This window comes from Bacillus sp. FSL W8-1141 (assembly GCF_038593205.1).
Classification (GTDB): Bacteria; Bacillota; Bacilli; order Bacillales; family Bacillaceae; genus Bacillus; species Bacillus altitudinis.
Map to the genome: position 1 here is coordinate 1,500,934 of NZ_CP151973.1, position 18,069 is coordinate 1,519,002.

18 protein-coding genes and 1 riboswitch are annotated in these 18,069 nt (G+C 43.9%); all 18 genes read left to right on the forward strand.

Annotated elements, in window-relative coordinates:
• Positions 1-163 precede the first annotated feature (163 nt).
• Entirely contained in the window at positions 164-706 is a 543-nt protein-coding gene (gene pyrR, locus NSQ52_RS07620; protein ID WP_007499718.1) for a bifunctional pyr operon transcriptional regulator/uracil phosphoribosyltransferase PyrR, read from the forward strand.
• A gap of 154 nt (positions 707-860) precedes the next feature.
• Entirely contained in the window at positions 861-2,189 is a 1,329-nt protein-coding gene (locus NSQ52_RS07625; RefSeq protein ID WP_024720322.1) for a solute carrier family 23 protein, read from the forward strand.
• 130 nt (positions 2,190-2,319) lie between these two features.
• On the forward strand, positions 2,320-3,243 hold the full coding sequence (locus NSQ52_RS07630; RefSeq protein WP_342474036.1) for an aspartate carbamoyltransferase catalytic subunit: 924 nt from the start codon (positions 2,320-2,322) through the stop codon (positions 3,241-3,243).
• A complete protein-coding gene (locus tag NSQ52_RS07635) occupies positions 3,227-4,513 on the forward strand; it encodes a dihydroorotase (RefSeq protein ID WP_035392124.1) in 1,287 nt (428 codons plus the stop codon). Before NSQ52_RS07630 ends, NSQ52_RS07635 begins: the two co-directional genes overlap by 17 nt.
• Positions 4,510-5,604: a carbamoyl phosphate synthase small subunit gene (locus NSQ52_RS07640; protein ID WP_110487253.1), complete on the forward strand. Its 1,095-nt coding sequence runs from the start codon at positions 4,510-4,512 to the stop codon at positions 5,602-5,604. The genes NSQ52_RS07635 and NSQ52_RS07640 overlap by 4 nt, the downstream gene beginning before the upstream one ends.
• Positions 5,589-8,804, forward strand: a complete 3,216-nt coding sequence (gene carB / locus NSQ52_RS07645; protein WP_342474037.1) for a carbamoyl-phosphate synthase (glutamine-hydrolyzing) large subunit — start codon at positions 5,589-5,591, stop codon at positions 8,802-8,804. Before NSQ52_RS07640 ends, carB begins: the two co-directional genes overlap by 16 nt.
• Entirely contained in the window at positions 8,801-9,577 is a 777-nt protein-coding gene (locus NSQ52_RS07650; RefSeq protein WP_007499709.1) for a dihydroorotate dehydrogenase electron transfer subunit, read from the forward strand. The genes carB and NSQ52_RS07650 overlap by 4 nt, the downstream gene beginning before the upstream one ends.
• Positions 9,571-10,503 (forward strand): dihydroorotate dehydrogenase, encoded by a 933-nt coding sequence (locus tag NSQ52_RS07655; protein ID WP_017359348.1) that lies wholly within the window; start codon positions 9,571-9,573, stop codon positions 10,501-10,503. Before NSQ52_RS07650 ends, NSQ52_RS07655 begins: the two co-directional genes overlap by 7 nt.
• Entirely contained in the window at positions 10,475-11,179 is a 705-nt protein-coding gene (gene pyrF, locus NSQ52_RS07660; protein ID WP_041507326.1) for an orotidine-5'-phosphate decarboxylase, read from the forward strand. Before NSQ52_RS07655 ends, pyrF begins: the two co-directional genes overlap by 29 nt.
• A gap of 7 nt (positions 11,180-11,186) precedes the next feature.
• Positions 11,187-11,825 carry an orotate phosphoribosyltransferase gene (pyrE, locus tag NSQ52_RS07665; RefSeq protein ID WP_017359346.1) on the forward strand — a complete coding sequence of 213 codons (639 nt, stop codon included), beginning with the start codon at positions 11,187-11,189 and terminating at the stop codon, positions 11,823-11,825.
• Positions 11,826-11,983: 158 nt separating this feature from the next.
• A riboswitch (SAM riboswitch) is annotated at positions 11,984-12,086 on the forward strand.
• Positions 12,087-12,160: 74 nt separating this feature from the next.
• Positions 12,161-12,307, forward strand: a complete 147-nt coding sequence (locus NSQ52_RS07670) for a YezD family protein (RefSeq protein WP_008344920.1) — start codon at positions 12,161-12,163, stop codon at positions 12,305-12,307.
• A gap of 45 nt (positions 12,308-12,352) precedes the next feature.
• Entirely contained in the window at positions 12,353-13,054 is a 702-nt protein-coding gene (locus NSQ52_RS07675; protein WP_008344917.1) for a phosphoadenylyl-sulfate reductase, read from the forward strand.
• Positions 13,055-13,067: 13 nt separating this feature from the next.
• Positions 13,068-14,132: an inorganic phosphate transporter gene (locus NSQ52_RS07680; RefSeq protein WP_008344915.1), complete on the forward strand. Its 1,065-nt coding sequence runs from the start codon at positions 13,068-13,070 to the stop codon at positions 14,130-14,132.
• Positions 14,133-14,189: 57 nt separating this feature from the next.
• A complete protein-coding gene (gene sat / locus NSQ52_RS07685; RefSeq protein WP_045034247.1) occupies positions 14,190-15,326 on the forward strand; it encodes a sulfate adenylyltransferase in 1,137 nt (378 codons plus the stop codon).
• Between the two features lie 13 nt (positions 15,327-15,339).
• Positions 15,340-15,933 carry an adenylyl-sulfate kinase gene (cysC, locus tag NSQ52_RS07690; RefSeq protein ID WP_008344911.1) on the forward strand — a complete coding sequence of 198 codons (594 nt, stop codon included), beginning with the start codon at positions 15,340-15,342 and terminating at the stop codon, positions 15,931-15,933.
• A 28-nt stretch (positions 15,934-15,961) separates the two neighbouring features.
• On the forward strand, positions 15,962-16,717 hold the full coding sequence (cobA, locus tag NSQ52_RS07695; protein ID WP_024720329.1) for a uroporphyrinogen-III C-methyltransferase: 756 nt from the start codon (positions 15,962-15,964) through the stop codon (positions 16,715-16,717).
• Positions 16,718-16,793: 76 nt separating this feature from the next.
• Positions 16,794-17,579 carry a sirohydrochlorin chelatase gene (locus NSQ52_RS07700; RefSeq protein ID WP_017367214.1) on the forward strand — a complete coding sequence of 262 codons (786 nt, stop codon included), beginning with the start codon at positions 16,794-16,796 and terminating at the stop codon, positions 17,577-17,579.
• Complete coding sequence (locus NSQ52_RS07705) at positions 17,560-18,063, forward strand: NAD(P)-dependent oxidoreductase (protein WP_072367282.1); 504 nt, start codon at positions 17,560-17,562, stop codon at positions 18,061-18,063. Before NSQ52_RS07700 ends, NSQ52_RS07705 begins: the two co-directional genes overlap by 20 nt.
• Positions 18,064-18,069: the final 6 nt, after the last annotated feature.

The following is an 18,069-nucleotide window of genomic DNA, read 5'->3' on the forward strand; positions in this document are numbered from 1 at the left end:
TTCTTTTTTTGAAATAATAAACGAAGAAATTGAGATTCTTTAAAACAGTCCAGAGAGGCTGAGAAGGATAACGGATCAATTTGTGCACGAGTATGCACAAATGAGCGCCCCTCTCTGCCCTTTGCAGAAGGGGCTTTTTATTTGTCAAAAAGAGGTGTAAAAGATGGAACAAAAAGCAGTTATTCTTGATGAACAAGCGATAAGACGAGCGCTTACCCGTATTGCACATGAAATGATTGAGCGCAACAAAGGGATGAAGGATGTCATCCTGGCCGGGATCAAGACAAGAGGTATTCATCTTGCAAAGCGCCTTGCAGAGCGCATCGAGCAAATTGAAGGAAACCCCGTGACTGTGGGTGAACTGGATATTACGCTATACCGTGATGACCTGACAAAAAAGACAGAGAATCAAGACCCACTTGTCAAGGGTGCAGACATTCCAGCTGACATTAATGACAAAACACTCATTGTCGTGGATGATGTTCTGTTCACAGGCAGAACGGTGAGAGCAGCTATGGATGCGCTTGTGGATGTAGGAAGACCATCTTCCATTCAGCTGGCTGTTTTAGTCGACCGGGGACACCGGGAGCTGCCGATTCGAGCGGATTATATCGGAAAAAACATCCCGACATCAAAAGCAGAGACAGTCATGGTTCAGCTCAATGAAGTAGATCAAAACGACCTTGTCGCTATATATGAAAAATAACCTTTTTAAATGCATTCCAGAGAGTTTGCAAAGAGGGCAATAACAGAGACACCGAGCACACGACTAAAGTGACGTGTACGGTTTTTCTAGGCCTCTTTGCGCATACTCGCAAAGAGGCTTTTTTAATGAAAAGGACACATCTAGGAGGAAAATCATGAGTCAGCAAAAAGCCAATTTAGGCATTCGAGATATCCCAAAACCGTTCACATGGCTGTCACTCAGCCTGCAGCACTTGTTTGCCATGTTTGGTGCAACCATTCTTGTACCAAAGATCATTGATATGAGCCCAGCCGTTGCGCTCATCTCAAGCGGGGTTGGAACCATTGTGTACTTAATCATCACAAGAGGACAGATTCCGGCGTATCTTGGATCGTCCTTTGCCTTTATCGCCCCTATCTTGAATGTAAAAGCCACCGGCGGCCCAGGAGCCGCAATGGTAGGTGCCTTTATGGCGGGTGTGGCATATGCACTCATCGCATTATTTATCAAATGGCTCGGCACAGGCTGGTTAATGAAGCTTCTGCCGCCTGTTGTTGTAGGACCCGTCATTATGGTCATCGGACTCGGACTCGCTGGAACAGCTGTTAACATGGCGATGTACGTGGATCCAAATGCAAAGGAGCTTGTTTACAGCCTGAAGCATTTAATGGTTGCAGGCTTCACGCTCGCTGTCACCATTATTAGTATGATCTTCCTAAGAGGATTCCTTAGCTTGATTCCAGTCTTAATCGGCATTATCAGCGGCTACCTTTTTGCTTTAACACAAGGCATTGTGAACTTCCAGCCGGTTATTGACGCAAAATGGTTTGCTGTACCAGACTTTGTTGTGCCATTTGTCGACTATACACCTGCTGTTACCTTAAGCATTCTCACAGTGATGGTGCCGGTTGCCTTTGTGACGATGTCTGAGCACATCGGCCATCAAGTCGTGTTAAGCAAAGTTGTTGGACAAGATTTTATTAAAAAGCCAGGTCTGCATCGCTCCATTTTAGGAGACAGTGCGGCGACAATCTTCGCTTCACTCATCGGTGGACCTCCAACAACGACTTATGGAGAGAACATTGGCGTCCTTGCGATCACAAGAGTGTTCAGTATCTTCGTCATCGGCGGAGCAGCGGTGTTTGCGATCTGCTTCGGCTTTGTTGGGAAAATTTCAGCATTAATCAGTACAGTACCGTCCGCGGTTATGGGGGGCGTTTCGTTCCTGCTCTTTGGAATCATAGCCTCAAGCGGACTGCGAATCCTGATTGATCATAAAGTGAACTTTGAAGAAAAGCGCAATCTCATTATCGCATCAGTCATCTTAGTCATTGGAATTGGCGGGGCATTCATTGAGGTGAAACAAATCAATCTGACGCTGTCAGGAATGGCACTCGCTGCCATTACTGGCGTCCTGTTAAACATGATTCTGCCGCATCAGAAGGCAGAAGATGATGAGTCAAATGAATCGAATACCGAAAACCTTTTAAAAGAAGTCCAGTGAGGCTGACAAGGGTTCTAAACGGAGCAGAACGTGCGAAAGCACCCCTGCTTCTTTTGGAGAACCCTAAGCTGCCGAGGCTTAGGGTTTTTTTGAACCTGAAAGTGATGAAAAACTAGAGGGGGCAGAAAAAATGAATGATTTATCGACAATGAGCAGCTTGTCAAAGGAAGAAATTTTACAGCTGATTGAAGAAGCATGTGCATTGAAAAAAGGGAAACAGGAACATGGTTTAGCAGGTGAATTTGTAGCGAACCTCTTCTTTGAACCAAGTACAAGAACGCGTTTTAGCTTTGAGGTGGCAGAGAAGAAACTTGGAATGAATGTGCTGAACCTAGACGCAGCAAGTACCTCTGTTCAAAAGGGAGAGACCCTTTACGATACAGTGAAAACACTTGAATCCATCGGAGTCAAGGCATGTGTCATCAGAGACAGTACAGACGAATATTACAAAGAGCTGATTGGGAAGGTCGGGATTCCAATCATTAATGCGGGAGATGGCTGCGGTCAGCATCCTACCCAATCATTGCTGGATTTGATGACGATTTATGAAGAGTTTGGCGGTTTTGAAGGATTAACGATCTCGATTCATGGTGATATCAAACATAGCAGGGTGGCAAGGTCCAATGCTGAAGTCCTCGCAAGACTAGGAGCGACAGTGCTCTTTTCAGGACCAGCATCCTTCCAAGATGAACAAAACCCTCATGGAACGTATGTCGAAGTGAACGAAGCCATGAAGCGGTCTGACGTGGTGATGCTGCTGAGAATTCAGCATGAAAGACACTCAGAAAAGATGGGCAACGAGGGTTACTTATCGACTTATGGATTAACAGTAGACAGGGCAAGCAAAATGAAAGAAAGAGCAATTATTATGCATCCAGCACCAGTAAATAGAGGTGTTGAAATAGATGATTCATTAGTAGAGTCAAAACAGTCAAGGATTTTCAAACAAATGGAAAATGGTGTGTATATCCGAATGGCTGTGTTAAAAAGAGCTTTTCAAAATAGCAGACTACATCAAAAAGGGAGAGATTCTGTCTATGTCATATCTCATTAAAAACGGTTTTATCTTAACAAGCACAGGGGAAAGAGTGCAGCAGGATATTAGGGTAGAAGGAAAAGTGATTCAAGCAATGGGTCACTTAGAAAGAGAAGACGGAGAAGAAGTCATTGATGCAGCAGGGCTATTTGTATCACCAGGTTTGATTGATCTGCATGTGCATTTAAGAGAGCCAGGCGGCGAGAAAAAAGAAACTATTGAAACAGGTTCTAAGGCAGCAGCAAGAGGTGGGTATACGACCATTGCAGCGATGCCGAATACAAGACCAGTTCCAGATACAAAAGAACAAATGGAATGGCTGATGAATCGAATCAAAGAGACCTCCTCTGTAAGAGTACTGCCATACGCTTCCATCACGACGAGACAAATTGGCGAAGAGATGACAGACTTTGCAGCGTTAAAAGAAGCGGGCGCATTTGCCTTTACGGATGACGGTGTTGGTATTCAAACCGCAGGCATGATGTACGAAGCAATGAAAAAGGCAGCAAGCCTTGATCAAGCCATAGTGGCGCACTGTGAAGATAACTCACTCATTTATGGAGGATGCGTTCATGAAGGAGACTTTTCAAAAGCAAATGGGTTAAATGGGATACCGTCAATTTGTGAATCGGTGCATATTGCAAGAGATGTCCTCTTAGCAGAAGCAGCGAATTGTCATTATCATGTATGTCATATCAGTACAAAGGAATCCGTCCGAGTGGTACGCGATGCAAAAAAAGCAGGCATTCGTGTGACGGCTGAGGTCTCTCCACATCACCTTCTCTTATGTGATGCAGACATTCCAGGTCTTGACACAAACTATAAAATGAATCCGCCGCTCAGAGGAGCAGAAGATCGCGAGGCACTGATCGAGGGACTTTTAGATGGCACGATTGATTTTATTGCCACAGACCATGCACCGCATACAGAAGAAGAAAAGAACGAAACGATGCAGAGGGCACCATTTGGGATTGTCGGACTTGAAACAGCGTTCCCGCTTCTGTACACACGTTTTGTGAAAACAGGGGAATGGACATTAAAAGAACTTGTTGATTATATGACCATCAAACCAGCAGAAGCCTTTGCTCTTCCATACGGAAAGCTGGAAGAAGGTCAAATCGCTGATATCACACTGATTGATTTAAACAAAGAAATGGCAATTGACAAAAAAAGCTTCTTATCTAAAGGGCAAAATACACCGTTTGACAAATTGACTGTATCAGGATGGCCGGTCATGACACTTGCATCTGGGAAAGTCGTTTATGAAGAGGGGAGACTAGTAAAATGAAGAGACGCTTAGTGCTAGAAAACGGAACAGTATTCGAAGGAACAGGCTTTGGCAGCTTAGAACCGTCAGTCGGAGAAGTCGTCTTTAACACAGGGATGACAGGCTATCAAGAAATTTTGTCTGACCCGTCGTACTGCGGACAAATTGTCACACTCACTTACCCGCTGATCGGCAACTATGGCATTAACCGTGATGATTTTGAATCGATCACACCGTTTGTGAAAGGGCTGATCGTGAAAGAGCTTTGTGAAAAGCCTTCAAATTGGCGTTCTTCATACTCACTTGATGAGTATTTAAAAATGAAAAAGATCCCGGGTCTTAGCGGCATTGATACACGCAAGCTCACGCGTATGATTCGAAGTGCAGGTACATTAAGAGGAGCTTTTGCAGGACCGGATGAACAAGTAGAAGACGTTGTGAGCCGCCTTCAAACAATGCAGTTACCAACAGATCAAGTAAGCCAAGTATCTGTGAAAAATGCGTATCCAAGCCCAGGAAGAGGCAAAAGAATTGTGCTTGTCGATTTCGGCATGAAGCATGGCATTTTGCGCGAACTCAATAAGCGAGATTGTGATGTCATTGTGGTGCCATACAATATCACAGCAGATGAAGTATTACAGTTAAAACCAGATGGCATCATGCTTTCAAACGGACCTGGGGATCCAGTCGATGTGCCAGAAGCGGTTGAAATGATTCAGCAGCTGATTGGAAAGGTACCACTCTTTGGTATCTGCCTAGGACACCAGTTATTCGCGCTTGCGTGCGGCGCAAGTACAGAAAAAATGAAATTTGGGCATAGAGGATCCAATCATCCAGTCAAAGAACTAGCAACTGGCAAGGTAACCTTGACGTCTCAAAACCATGGCTACACGGTTAGCGCCATTAATGAAGACGTGCTTGAAGTCACACATATTGCGCTAAATGATAATACCATTGAAGGATTAAAACATAAAGAAGCACCAGCATTCACTGTCCAGTATCACCCAGAAGCATCGCCGGGTCCAGAAGATGCGAACTACTTATTTGACGAGTTCATGGACATGATTCATACAACTGAGAAAGAAGGGGAAGAAGTATGCCAAAACGCGTAGATATCAAAAAGATTTTAGTGATCGGTTCAGGTCCAATCATCATCGGTCAGGCAGCGGAGTTTGACTATGCAGGCACACAGGCTTGCTTAGCGCTAAAAGAAGAGGGCTATGAAGTCGTTCTTGTGAACTCTAACCCTGCGACGATCATGACGGATACAGAAATGGCCGATAAGGTATACATCGAACCACTGACACCAGAATTTTTAACACGAATCATTCGAAAAGAACGTCCTGATGCGATTTTGCCGACACTTGGCGGACAAACTGGATTGAACCTTGCTGTTGAATTATCAGATCTTGGTGTACTCGCTGAATGCGATGTTGAAGTACTAGGCACCAAGCTGTCAGCTATTCAAAAAGCAGAGGACAGAGATTTATTCCGTAATCTAATGAATGAATTAAATGAACCTGTACCAGAAAGTGAAATCATCCATAACCTTGAAGAAGCGATGGCATTCACAGATCAAATCGGTTTCCCGGTCATTGTTAGACCAGCCTATACACTAGGCGGAACAGGCGGCGGAATTTGTACAAATGAGCAAGAATTAAAAGAAATCGTCGAGAATGGACTGAAGTTAAGTCCGGTGACACAATGTTTGCTTGAAAAAAGTATCGCAGGCTTTAAAGAAATTGAATATGAGGTCATGCGTGACAGCGGAGATCATGCCATTGTGGTTTGTAACATGGAAAACTTTGATCCTGTCGGCATTCACACAGGTGACAGTATCGTTGTGGCACCAAGTCAAACGCTAAGTGATCGTGAATATCAGCTGCTTCGTAATGTGTCACTCAAGTTGATTCGTGCACTTGGCATTGAAGGCGGATGTAACGTACAGCTGGCGATTGATCCAGACAGCTTCCAATACTATATTATCGAAGTAAACCCGCGCGTGAGCCGTTCTTCTGCTCTTGCGTCTAAAGCAACTGGATATCCAATTGCAAAACTTGCAGCGAAAATCGCAGTCGGCCTAACACTTGATGAAATGATGAACCCAGTCACAGGTAAAACATATGCAGCGTTCGAGCCAGCACTTGACTATATTGTTTCAAAAATCCCGCGCTGGCCGTTCGATAAATTTGAATCTGCCAACAGACGACTTGGAACACAAATGAAAGCAACTGGTGAAGTCATGGCTATTGGCCGCACATTAGAAGAGTCTCTTTTAAAGGCTGTGCGTTCACTTGAAGCGGATGTGCATCACATTGAATTAAAAGACGAAGCGGACATTACAAACGAAGTGCTTGAAAAGCGGATTATCAAAGCAGGAGATGAGCGTCTGTTTTATATCGCTGAGGCGCTAAGAAGAGGCTATACCGTCGAACAGATTCATGAATTCTCGAAAATTGATTATTTCTTCCTTCATAAACTGGAAGGCATCATCGCATTTGAAAAGACACTAAAAGAAAACAAAGGCAATGTAGACGTTTTAAAAGAAGCGAAAGAAAAAGGTTTCTCAGATATTTATATTAGCCGCGAATGGAATATGAATGAGGCAGATGTCTATAACCTAAGAACAGAAGCAGGCATCGTTCCTGTGTATAAGATGGTGGACACATGTGCGGCAGAATTTGAATCAGAAACACCGTATTTCTACAGCACATATGAAGATGAAAATGAATCCGAACGAACAGATAAGAAAAGTGTCATCGTGCTAGGCTCAGGTCCAATCAGAATCGGACAAGGGGTTGAATTTGATTATGCGACCGTGCATTCAGTGTGGGCAATCAAACAAGCAGGCTATGAAGCCATTATTATTAACAACAACCCTGAAACTGTCTCAACAGACTTTAGTATTTCAGATAAGCTCTACTTTGAACCACTCACTGTAGAAGATGTGATGCACATCATCGACCTTGAACAGCCAGAAGGTGTCGTCGTTCAGTTTGGCGGACAAACAGCGATTAACTTAGCAGATGAATTATCAAATAGAGGGGTTAAGATTCTTGGAACTTCGCTTGAAGACCTTGACCGTGCGGAAAACCGTGACAAGTTTGAACAAACATTAGAAACACTCGGCGTGCCGCAGCCAAATGGTAAGACAGCGACGTCTGTACCAGAGGCAGTAGCCATTGCGAATCAAATCGGTTACCCTGTGCTTGTCCGTCCTTCCTATGTATTAGGCGGCCGTGCAATGGAAATTGTGTATCAAGAAGCTGAGCTCCTTCACTACATGGAGAATGCGGTGAAAGTCAATCCGCAGCATCCAGTGCTCATTGACAAGTATTTGACAGGAAAAGAAATTGAAGTAGATGCTGTGTCTGACGGAGAAACGGTTGTCATACCAGGCATTATGGAACACATTGAAAGAGCCGGCGTTCACTCTGGAGACTCCATTGCGGTCTACCCGCCGCAAACTTTGTCTGAGGACATCAAAGCGAAAATCGCAGAATACACGATTAAACTCGCAAAAGGCCTTAACATCATTGGGCTTTTGAACATTCAATTTGTTCTATCAAAAGGTGAAGTGTATGTACTTGAAGTGAATCCGCGTTCAAGCCGGACTGTCCCATTCTTAAGTAAAATTACAGGCATTCCAATGGCGAACTTAGCTACAAAGGTTATTTTAGGAGAAAAACTGAAAAACTATGGCTACCAAGAAGGGCTTCATGTTGAGCAAGAAGGCGTATATGTTAAAGTTCCAGTCTTCTCTTTTGCAAAACTAAGAAGAGTAGATATTACACTAGGGCCTGAAATGAAATCAACAGGTGAAGTCATGGGGAAAGATGTCACAATCGAAAAAGCCCTCTACAAAGGATTGATTGCATCAGGCATTCAAATTCCAAAAGACGGAACGGTTCTCCTGACAGTGGCTGATAAAGATAAAGAAGAAGGACTTGAGATTGCAAGAAGATTCCATTCCATCGGCTATCATATTTTAGCAACAGAAGGAACAGCGAATTACTTAAAACAAGCTTCCATTCCATCAAGTGTTGTCGGCAAAATAGGAGAAGAAGGAAAGAATCTGCTGGATGTCATTCGAAATGGTGAAGCCCAATTTGTCATCAACACCTTAACAAAAGGAAAACAGCCAGCAAGAGACGGCTTTAGAATTAGACGTGAATCTGTTGAAAATGGTGTCGCTTGCTTAACGTCACTAGATACAGCGGAAGCGATTTTAAGAGTGCTAGAGAGCATGACATTTAGAGCAGATGAAATGCCAGAAGTGAAAACGAATGCTGAGGTGACAGTAACGATATGAAAAAAGCATACTTGACGGTCGTCTCGAACCGAGAGATCGCTGATCATATTTACGAAATGACATTAAAGGGTGATCTTGTTGAATCCTTTCAAACAGCTGGACAGTTTCTTCATATAAAGGTCAGTGAATCCATGACACCGCTGCTGAGAAGACCGATCAGTATTGCCAACATTCATGCCGAAAAGCAAGAAGCAACCATCATTTACCGCGCAGAGGGAGAGGGCACAAAGCTCCTTTCCCAAAAGCGGGCGGGAGAGTCAGTCGATGTGTTAGGTCCGCTTGGAAACGGCTATGACCCTTCAGTCGTTCAGGCTGGACAGACCGCATTATTAGTCGGTGGAGGAATCGGTGTGCCTCCGCTATATGAACTGTCTAAGCGGTTAACGAAAAAAGGCGTCATCGTAAAACATGTTCTCGGTTTTCAATCGAAAAAGGATGTATTTTATGAGGAGAAATTTCAAGCACTCGGAGATACGTTTATCGCAACCGTTGATGGGACATATGGTTCGAAAGGTTTCGTGACAAATGTCATTGAAGAGAATGAGCTGGACTTTGATGTCTTGCTTTCCTGTGGACCGACACCTATGTTAAAAGCACTAAAAGACTCTTATCCCGATAAGCCTGTCTATATTTCAATGGAAGAACGAATGGGCTGCGGAATCGGTGCATGCTTTGCTTGTGTCTGTCATACCGATCAGCACGAGAAACCGTACGTTAAAGTTTGTCTGGATGGACCTGTTTTTAAAGCGGAGGAGGTGGCGCTATCATGCTAAACATCGAATTACCCGGCTTATCTTTAAAAAATCCAATCATTCCTGCATCAGGCTGTTTTGGATTTGGAAAAGAATTCGCATCATTATATGACCTTTCCTTGCTGGGTGGCATCATGATTAAAGCCACGACCCTTGAACCGAGATTTGGCAACCCGACACCGAGGGTAGCTGAGACAGGAGCCGGTATGCTGAATGCGATTGGTCTCCAAAATCCAGGTCTAAAAGGCGTGCTTGAACATGAATTACCTTGGCTTGAGCAGTTCGATACCCCTATTATTGCCAATGTTGCTGGATCACAAGTTGATGATTATGTTGAAGTAGCAAAGCAAATTAGTCAAGCAAGCAATGTTCACGCCCTTGAACTGAATATCTCGTGTCCGAATGTGAAAACAGGCGGAATTGCCTTTGGGACCGATCCAGAAATGGCGGCTACATTGACAAAAGCTGTTAAGGAAGTTTCCTCCGTTCCTGTTTATGTGAAACTGTCACCTAATGTAGCCAATATCGTTGAGATTGCTAAAGCGATTGAATCGGCTGGAGCGGATGGACTCACCATGATCAATACCTTGATTGGGATGCGTTTAGATTTAAAAACAGGCAAACCCATTCTTGCTAATAAAACAGGCGGATTATCAGGTCCTGCTGTAAAACCTGTTGCCATCCGAATGGTGCATGAGGTCAGTCAGGCCGTTTCTATTCCGATTATTGGGATGGGCGGGGTGCAAAGCGCTGAAGATGTACTTGAATTTTTACTAGCTGGCGCAAGTGCGGTAGCTGTTGGGACAGCCAATTTTGTGAACCCATTTATTTGCCCGGAAATCATTGATGAACTGCCGAATGTGTTAGCGGCTTATGGGTATTCATCTGTAGAGGAATGCATCGGAAGGAGCTGGAAACATGAAGCACTTGCCCATCATCGCGCTTGATTTTCCATCAGGACAGGAGGCGCACGCCTTTATAGATCGTTTTGAAGGCACTCCATTATTCGTAAAGGTCGGCATGGAGCTGTTTTACCAAGAAGGTCCTGCCATTATTGACGCACTGAAAGAAAAAAATTGCCGTATTTTCCTTGATCTGAAGCTTCATGACATTCCAACAACTGTGCAAAAAGCGATGAACAGGCTTGCTGCACTTGGTGTTGATTTGGTGAATGTACATGCAGCCGGCGGGAAAAGAATGATGCAGGCGGCTGTAGAGGGGCTTGAAAGCGGAACCCCTGCCGGGCAAAATCGCCCGGCTATTATTGCAGTGACCCAGCTGACAAGCACGTCAGAAGATATGATGAAAAAAGAATTACTAATTGACCGCCCATTGCAAGAGGCTGTGCTTCATTATGGACAATTGGCATATGAAAGTGGACTTGATGGTGTGGTGTGCTCTGTTCATGAATCAAAACAGCTTCATGAACAAATCTCTCCTTCCTTTCTCACTGTGACGCCAGGAATTCGCTTACCAAATGATCAAACGGATGACCAAAAGCGTGTGGCGACACCTGCCTTTGCCAAAGAACAGGGTGTTTCACAGATTGTTGTGGGAAGATCGATCACAAAAGCCACAAACCCAGTGGAAGCTTATCAACAAATTTTGAAAGAGTGGGAGTGACTGCCGGATGAAAACGAAAATCGCGAAGCATTTATTACAAATCAAAGCTGTCTCTTTAAAACCAGACGAACCATTTACATGGGCGAGCGGTATCAAATCACCGATTTACTGTGACAATCGCCTCACCTTGTCTTATCCTGAGGTCAGAGGGGACATTGCGGAAGGTTTAAAAGACTTGATTCTCACTCATTTTGAAGGAGCGGAAGTTGTCGCAGGTACAGCTACAGCTGGCATTCCTCATGCGGCATTAGCAGCTGATCGTCTGAATGTACCGATGTGTTATGTAAGAAGTAAACCAAAAGCACACGGAAAAGGAAATCAAATTGAAGGAGCCGTATCACCTGGACAAAAGGTGGTTGTCGTAGAAGACCTCATCTCAACTGGAGGCAGCGTTCTTGAAGTTGTGGCTGCTCTAGAAGAAGAAGGCTGTGACGTACTCGGAGTTGTTGCGATCTTCACTTATGGACTGCCAAAAGCAGCTGCGGCTTTTCAAGAGAAAAACATTCCCTATGTCACGCTGACAGACTATGACACACTGACAGAAGTGGCACTTGAGCTAAAAGCAATCGAGCCTTCTGCTATGAATAAACTAAAACGCTGGAGACAGGATCCTTCGTCTGAATCTTGGATGGAAGAAACGGTCTAAAAAGCTTGTCTTGTTTTAAAAAAGCTGTGCTGCACTGCACAGTTTTTTATTTGGTTAAAAATAGTAAAATAGACTCAAATTTAAATAAAAACTAATCCTATCAATAAAGTCGGGTTGACTTTTGTTTGAATTGTGTTAATATTTAATACAAATTAAAACTCTTATCCAGAGAGGTGGAGGGACTGGCCCGATGAAGCCCGGCAACCTGCGATTTGCAAGGTGCTACTTCCTGCAAAATGATTCTATTTTGAAAGATAAGGAAATCGTGAGCTTCCTCATCTTTCTTTCGGACTGAAAGAAAGTTTTTTTATTTTAACGGTGAGGAGGAAGAGGAGATGGAACTGAAACAAAACCAGGATGAGGACTTAGTGAAGCATATGCAAGAGCTGATTGGGGATATGAAATTCGGTTCAATTACGTTGATCGTTCAGGACGGTCAAGTGATTCAAGTGGAAAAAAATGAAAAAATCAGATTAAAGTAGTGCGGAGAATAGCAATAGAAGCAGTACTCCGGAAGGGGAGAAACAATGTTAACTTATGAAAATTGGCAAGAGCCGTCCATTACATTTCAAGAGGACGATTTGTATAAAGGGGCCCTATCTGTGCTGAAATGGGCGTACGGCCACTATGGTGATCAGCTCGTTTATGCATGCAGTTTTGGCATTGAGGGCATTGTCCTGATCGATCTTATTGCGAAAGTAAAAAAAGATGCAAGAATTGTCTTTTTAGATACAGGTCTGCATTTCAAGGAAACATACGACACCATTGATGCAGTTAAGGAAAGATATCCTGGTTTAGACATCGTGCTGAAAACACCTGAGCTGACAGTGGAAGAGCAGAATGAGCAGCATGGTGATAAATTATGGGAAACGAATCCTCAAAGCTGCTGCCATATGAGAAAGGTCATTCCATTGCAAGAGGCACTATCTGGCTATCCGGCATGGCTGTCTGGTTTAAGAAGAGAGCAGTCGCCTAAACGAGCAGGTACGAACTTCTTAAATAAGGATGAAAAATTCCAATCAGTCAAAGTATGTCCGCTCATCCACTGGACGTGGAAGGACATATGGAGATATGCGTCTAGAGAGGATCTTACTTATAATCCGCTGCATGACCAAGGATATCCAAGCATCGGGTGTGCACCTTGTACACAGCCGGCATTTACTGCTGATGATTTGCGTTCTGGAAGATGGTCAGGGACAGCGAAGACTGAGTGCGGATTACATGAGTAAGGGAGCATAATGTATGGAAATCGCCGCAATTTTATTTAGCTTATTCTTTGCTTTAAATATTGGCGCAAGCGGAGCAGCCGCTTCGATGGGCATCGCATATGGTTCAGGTGCGATCAAAAAGCCAATATACGCGCTCAGCGTTTGTGCAGTTGGAATATTAGCAGGTTCAGTGATTGGCGGCGGCGAGGTCGTCAAAACGATCAGCTCCGGGATTATGCCTGAATCTGTCATCACACTTGAAATTGTGTGTATCATCATTGGCTCGGCCGCATTATCACTTTTCATAGCGAATCTCTTAGCCATTCCTTTATCCACAAGTGAGGTCACAGTAGGAGCTGTGGTCGGTGTGGCAGCCGCATATAAAGTGCTGTATGTGAAATCGATCTTAGTCATTGTCTCTTTTTGGGTGATTATTCCGATTGTTGCCTTTGTTTTTACCTTTGCTGTTGTCAAAATCATCAGATTGTTCCCTAAACGGACATTATCCAAAAAAGGTACATTGATCTTATCTGTTGTTTTGATTATCAGTGGGTTTTTAGAAGCATTTTCAGCCGGCATGAACAATGTCGCCAATGCGGTCGGCCCGCTTGTCGCGTCAGGTGTTTTATCAGTCGGGCAAGGAACCCTTTACGGCGGAATCTTTGTGGCCATTGGGGCGCTGCTTCTAGGAAGAAGGGTACTAGAAACAAACGGAAAGAAAATTACACGCTATCAAACGGGTGAAGGCATTCTATTATCGAGCACCGGTGCAGGACTTGTCATCGTCAGCTCTATATTCGGACTCCCTGTTCCCCTTACTCAAATTACCTCCTCATCCATTATTGGGCTTGGTATGGCAAAGGGTGGACCGAACATTTTTCATAAACATGTTGTGAAAAAAATGCTGAAGGTATGGGTTGTGTCACCTTTCTTATCACTTAGTCTATCGTATTTGTTGGTAAGCCTTTTCTTAAAAGGAGACTATTACTCTATCTTTATCATGATGAGTGTACTGCTTGCTTCATTAGGTGCACTGAGTCTTATGAAGGCAGTTAAAAATGAGAGCAGCTCGATTCATGAACAGGGCGGCGGGATTTAAATATAAATCCGACTATTAACATCTAATAAATATGAACATTGAGAGGAAGATGAACAAATGAGTTTAACACCACATGGTGGCGTATTAATTAATCGAGTAAATGAAGAATTTGATCTAAGCACAGCTGCGAAAGAAATTGAGCTGGATGCCATCTCTTTTGCAGACCTTGAACTCATCGCAATTGGCGGGTATAGTCCAATTGAAGGGTTTTTAACGAAAGCTGATTATGAAGCAGTTGTCAGCAGTATGCGACTAGCAAGTGGTGTCGTTTGGTCTCTTCCGATTACTTTGCCTGTCACAAAGGAAAAAGCAGCGGAGATCAATCAAGGTGACATTGTTCGTCTATCGTATAATGGAACAGTATACGGGGTCATTGAGGTGGAAGATCAATACACACCTGATAAGGAAAAAGAAGCAGTGAATGTGTATAAAACAGATGACCGCAATCACCCAGGCGTGAAAAAATTATTTGAACGCGGTGATACGTATATTGGTGGTAAAATTACACTGACGAAACGCAGCGAAAAACCTTTCCCGCAATTTACGTATGAGCCAGAAGAAACAAGAAAACAGTTTAAAGAAAACGGCTGGAAAACCATTGTCGGTTTCCAAACGAGAAACCCAGTCCATCGTGCGCATGAATACATTCAAAAGACAGCACTGGAAACAGTGGATGGTCTATTTCTAAATCCACTTGTTGGTGAAACAAAATCTGATGATATTCCAGCAGATGTAAGAATGAAAAGCTATCAAGTGTTACTGAACGGTTATTACCCGAAAGACCGCGTCTTTTTAGGTGTTTTTCCTGCTGCCATGCGTTATGCTGGACCAAAAGAAGCCATTTTTCATGCGCTTGTGCGTAAAAATTATGGCTGTACACATTTTATTGTCGGCAGAGATCATGCGGGTGTTGGTGATTATTACGGCACATACGAAGCGCAGGAGCTATTTGAACAATTTACAAGCGAAGAAATTGGGATCACACCATTAAAATTTGAGCACAGCTTTTACTGCAATACATGTGAAGCCATGGCAACACCAAAAACATGCCCACATGATAAAAGCGAACATGTCATTCTCTCAGGTACAAAGGTCAGAACGATGCTGAGAAATGGTGAATTACCACCGAGCACGTTCAGCCGAAAAGAAGTCATTGAAACATTAATCGAAGGATTAAAAACGACGGTATCTTAAAGGAGGGTATGACATGAGCAACGAACATATCGTGTGGCATGATTCATCTATTACTAAAAAAGAATATCAACAGAAAAACAACCATACAAGCGGGATCATTTGGCTGACAGGTCTAAGCGGTTCAGGTAAATCGACGATCGCCAACGCAGCGGCTCGAGAGCTGTTTGAACAGGGGTACCAAGTGACAGTCCTTGATGGCGATAACGTACGCCATGGACTCAATAAAGACTTAGGCTTTTCAGATGACGACAGAAAAGAGAACATTCGGCGCATCGGTGAAGTGGCGAAATTATTTGTTGAGCAAGGAACGATTGTCATTACTGCTTTTATTTCACCATTTCAAGAAGACCGCCAAATCGTAAGACAGTTAGTCGAAGACGGAGAATTTCACGAAGTGTTTGTGAAATGTGATCTGAACGTGTGTGAAGAGCGTGATCCAAAGGGATTATATAAAAAAGCAAGAAACGGCGAAATTCCATTTTTCACGGGAATCGATTCACCATACGAAGAGCCAGCTGCGCCTGAGCTCGTCCTAGATACAGGTGAATTATCACGCGAGGAGTCAAAACAGCGCCTTGTTGATTATGTAAAGGATAAAACGAAATAATCGCCTGATGGCAGGGGGAGAAAGCAAGATGGGGAAAGTATACATTGTTGGTGCCGGACCGGGTGACCCAGACTTAATTACGCTAAAGGCCCATAAGGCAATACAGCAGGCAGATGTCATTTTATATGATCGTCTTGTCAATCAAGAGATTCTTGCCCATGCCAAACCGGAGGCGGAGTTGATCTATTGCGGCAAACTGCCGAATCATCATACGATGAGACAGGAAGCGATTAACGAAGCACTTGTTGCTCATGCGAAGGAAGGGAACATAGTCGTTCGTCTAAAAGGCGGTGATCCCTTTGTATTTGGCCGTGGCGGTGAAGAAATCGAATGCTTAGCTGAGCATGGTATTCCGTATGAAGTTGTCCCGGGGATTACTTCTGGCATTGCAGCGGCTGCTTATGCAGGCATTCCAGTCACGCACCGAGAATTCAGCTCAAATGTTGCGTTTGTGACAGGGCATTATCAAAAGGATGAACATTTTGAAGAAAAGTGGGAAGCGCTGGCGACGGGGATTGATACCCTTGTCATTTACATGGGTGTCAAAAACGTGGAAAGAGTCCAGCGGCTGCTTTTGAAAAATGGGCGGAATCCTGAAACCCCAGCTGCGTTTATTCACTGGGGAACGACCACAAGGCAAAAGACGACTTGCTGCACGGTGGCGACACTATCTAAAACGGTTGAAAAAGAAGGGATCGAGCACCCAAGTTTAATTGTGGTAGGAGATGTCGTTCACTTTCATCAAAAGTTGAACTGGTTTGAACCAGCACTGATTGAGAAATGAGAACAAAGGTGAAAAGACACGTGTAGACATCGTGTCTTTTCGTCTGAATAAAACTAAGGTCGCAAGGAGGAGTCAAATGAAACAAGCTGTCCTTTATGTTGGGCATGGAAGCAGGGTAAAAGAAGCACAGGATAAAGCCATTTCTTTTATGAAAAGCTGTATGCCGTTAGTCGAAGCAGATATCCAAGAAATTTGTTTTTTAGAGTTGACGGACCCTTCAATCGAAGAAGGGTTTGAGACTTGTGTACAAAAAGGAGCAACCCACATTGCGATCGTCCCGCTCCTCCTTTTAACTGCCATGCATGCCAAATCAGATATTCCAGATGAGATTGTGAAAGTACAAAAACGTTTCCCACAAGTGAAGGTGACATATGGAAGACCTATAGGCGTGAACCAAGAAGTCACGAAAGCGGTTATCGCAAGGATTGAAGAAGCAGGATACAAGGGAGAGCACGCAAAAATTCTCTTAATTGGCCGTGGAAGCTCTGATCCAGATGTAAAGCGGGATGTGTTTGGCATTGCAGATGATGTCCGAAGCATGTTGCCTTGTGCAGAGGTTTTTCCGTGTTTTATTACAGCGTGTGAACCGAATTATCGTGACGTCTTAGCACAGTTAACAGTAGATGATGATACGCCTGTCTATCTCGTGCCTTATCTTTTATTTACCGGCATTTTAATGAAAGAGATTGAGAGTGAAGCGAATCAGGCGAGAGAGCGGCTGCGAGATGTCCGTGTCTGCCGATATATTGGGTTTCATCCCCATGTAAAAGCAGCTTATATTGAACGTGTGCAGGAAACCATCTTAAACAAAGAGGATGCGTTTCGTTTTCAAGGAGAAAGCCATGCTTCCAGTTCATCTTGATCTAACCAATAAACACGTGCTAATTGCCGGTGGTGGAAGGGTTGCGGCTAGAAGGACGAGTGCGCTATGCATGGAGCCATGCAGCATAACCATTGTGAGCCCTGACATTTGTGATGAAATGGCGAATCTCATTGAGACATATCAGCTGACTTGGAAGAAAAAGAAAGTGGATGCGGAAGATGTAAAGGATGCATTTTTAATTGTCGCTGCTACAGACGATCCTTCAGTAAACGAGTGGATGACGCAATCAGCGCTTCCTCATCAGCTCGTCAACTGTGTGAGCCAGTCAGAGCTAGGCAATGTGATTGTGCCAAAGGTTGTAAGGGCAGGAAAAGTAACAATCTCCATATCTACGAGTGGTGCAAGCCCAGCCCGCACTAAACAGCTGGCTGCGGCCATTGAGACCTTGCTTGAACAAGAGGATGTAGATGCACTGGATGAGCTCTATATAGAAAGAAAAAAAAGACAAAGAAAAAGCCGATAAAATCTC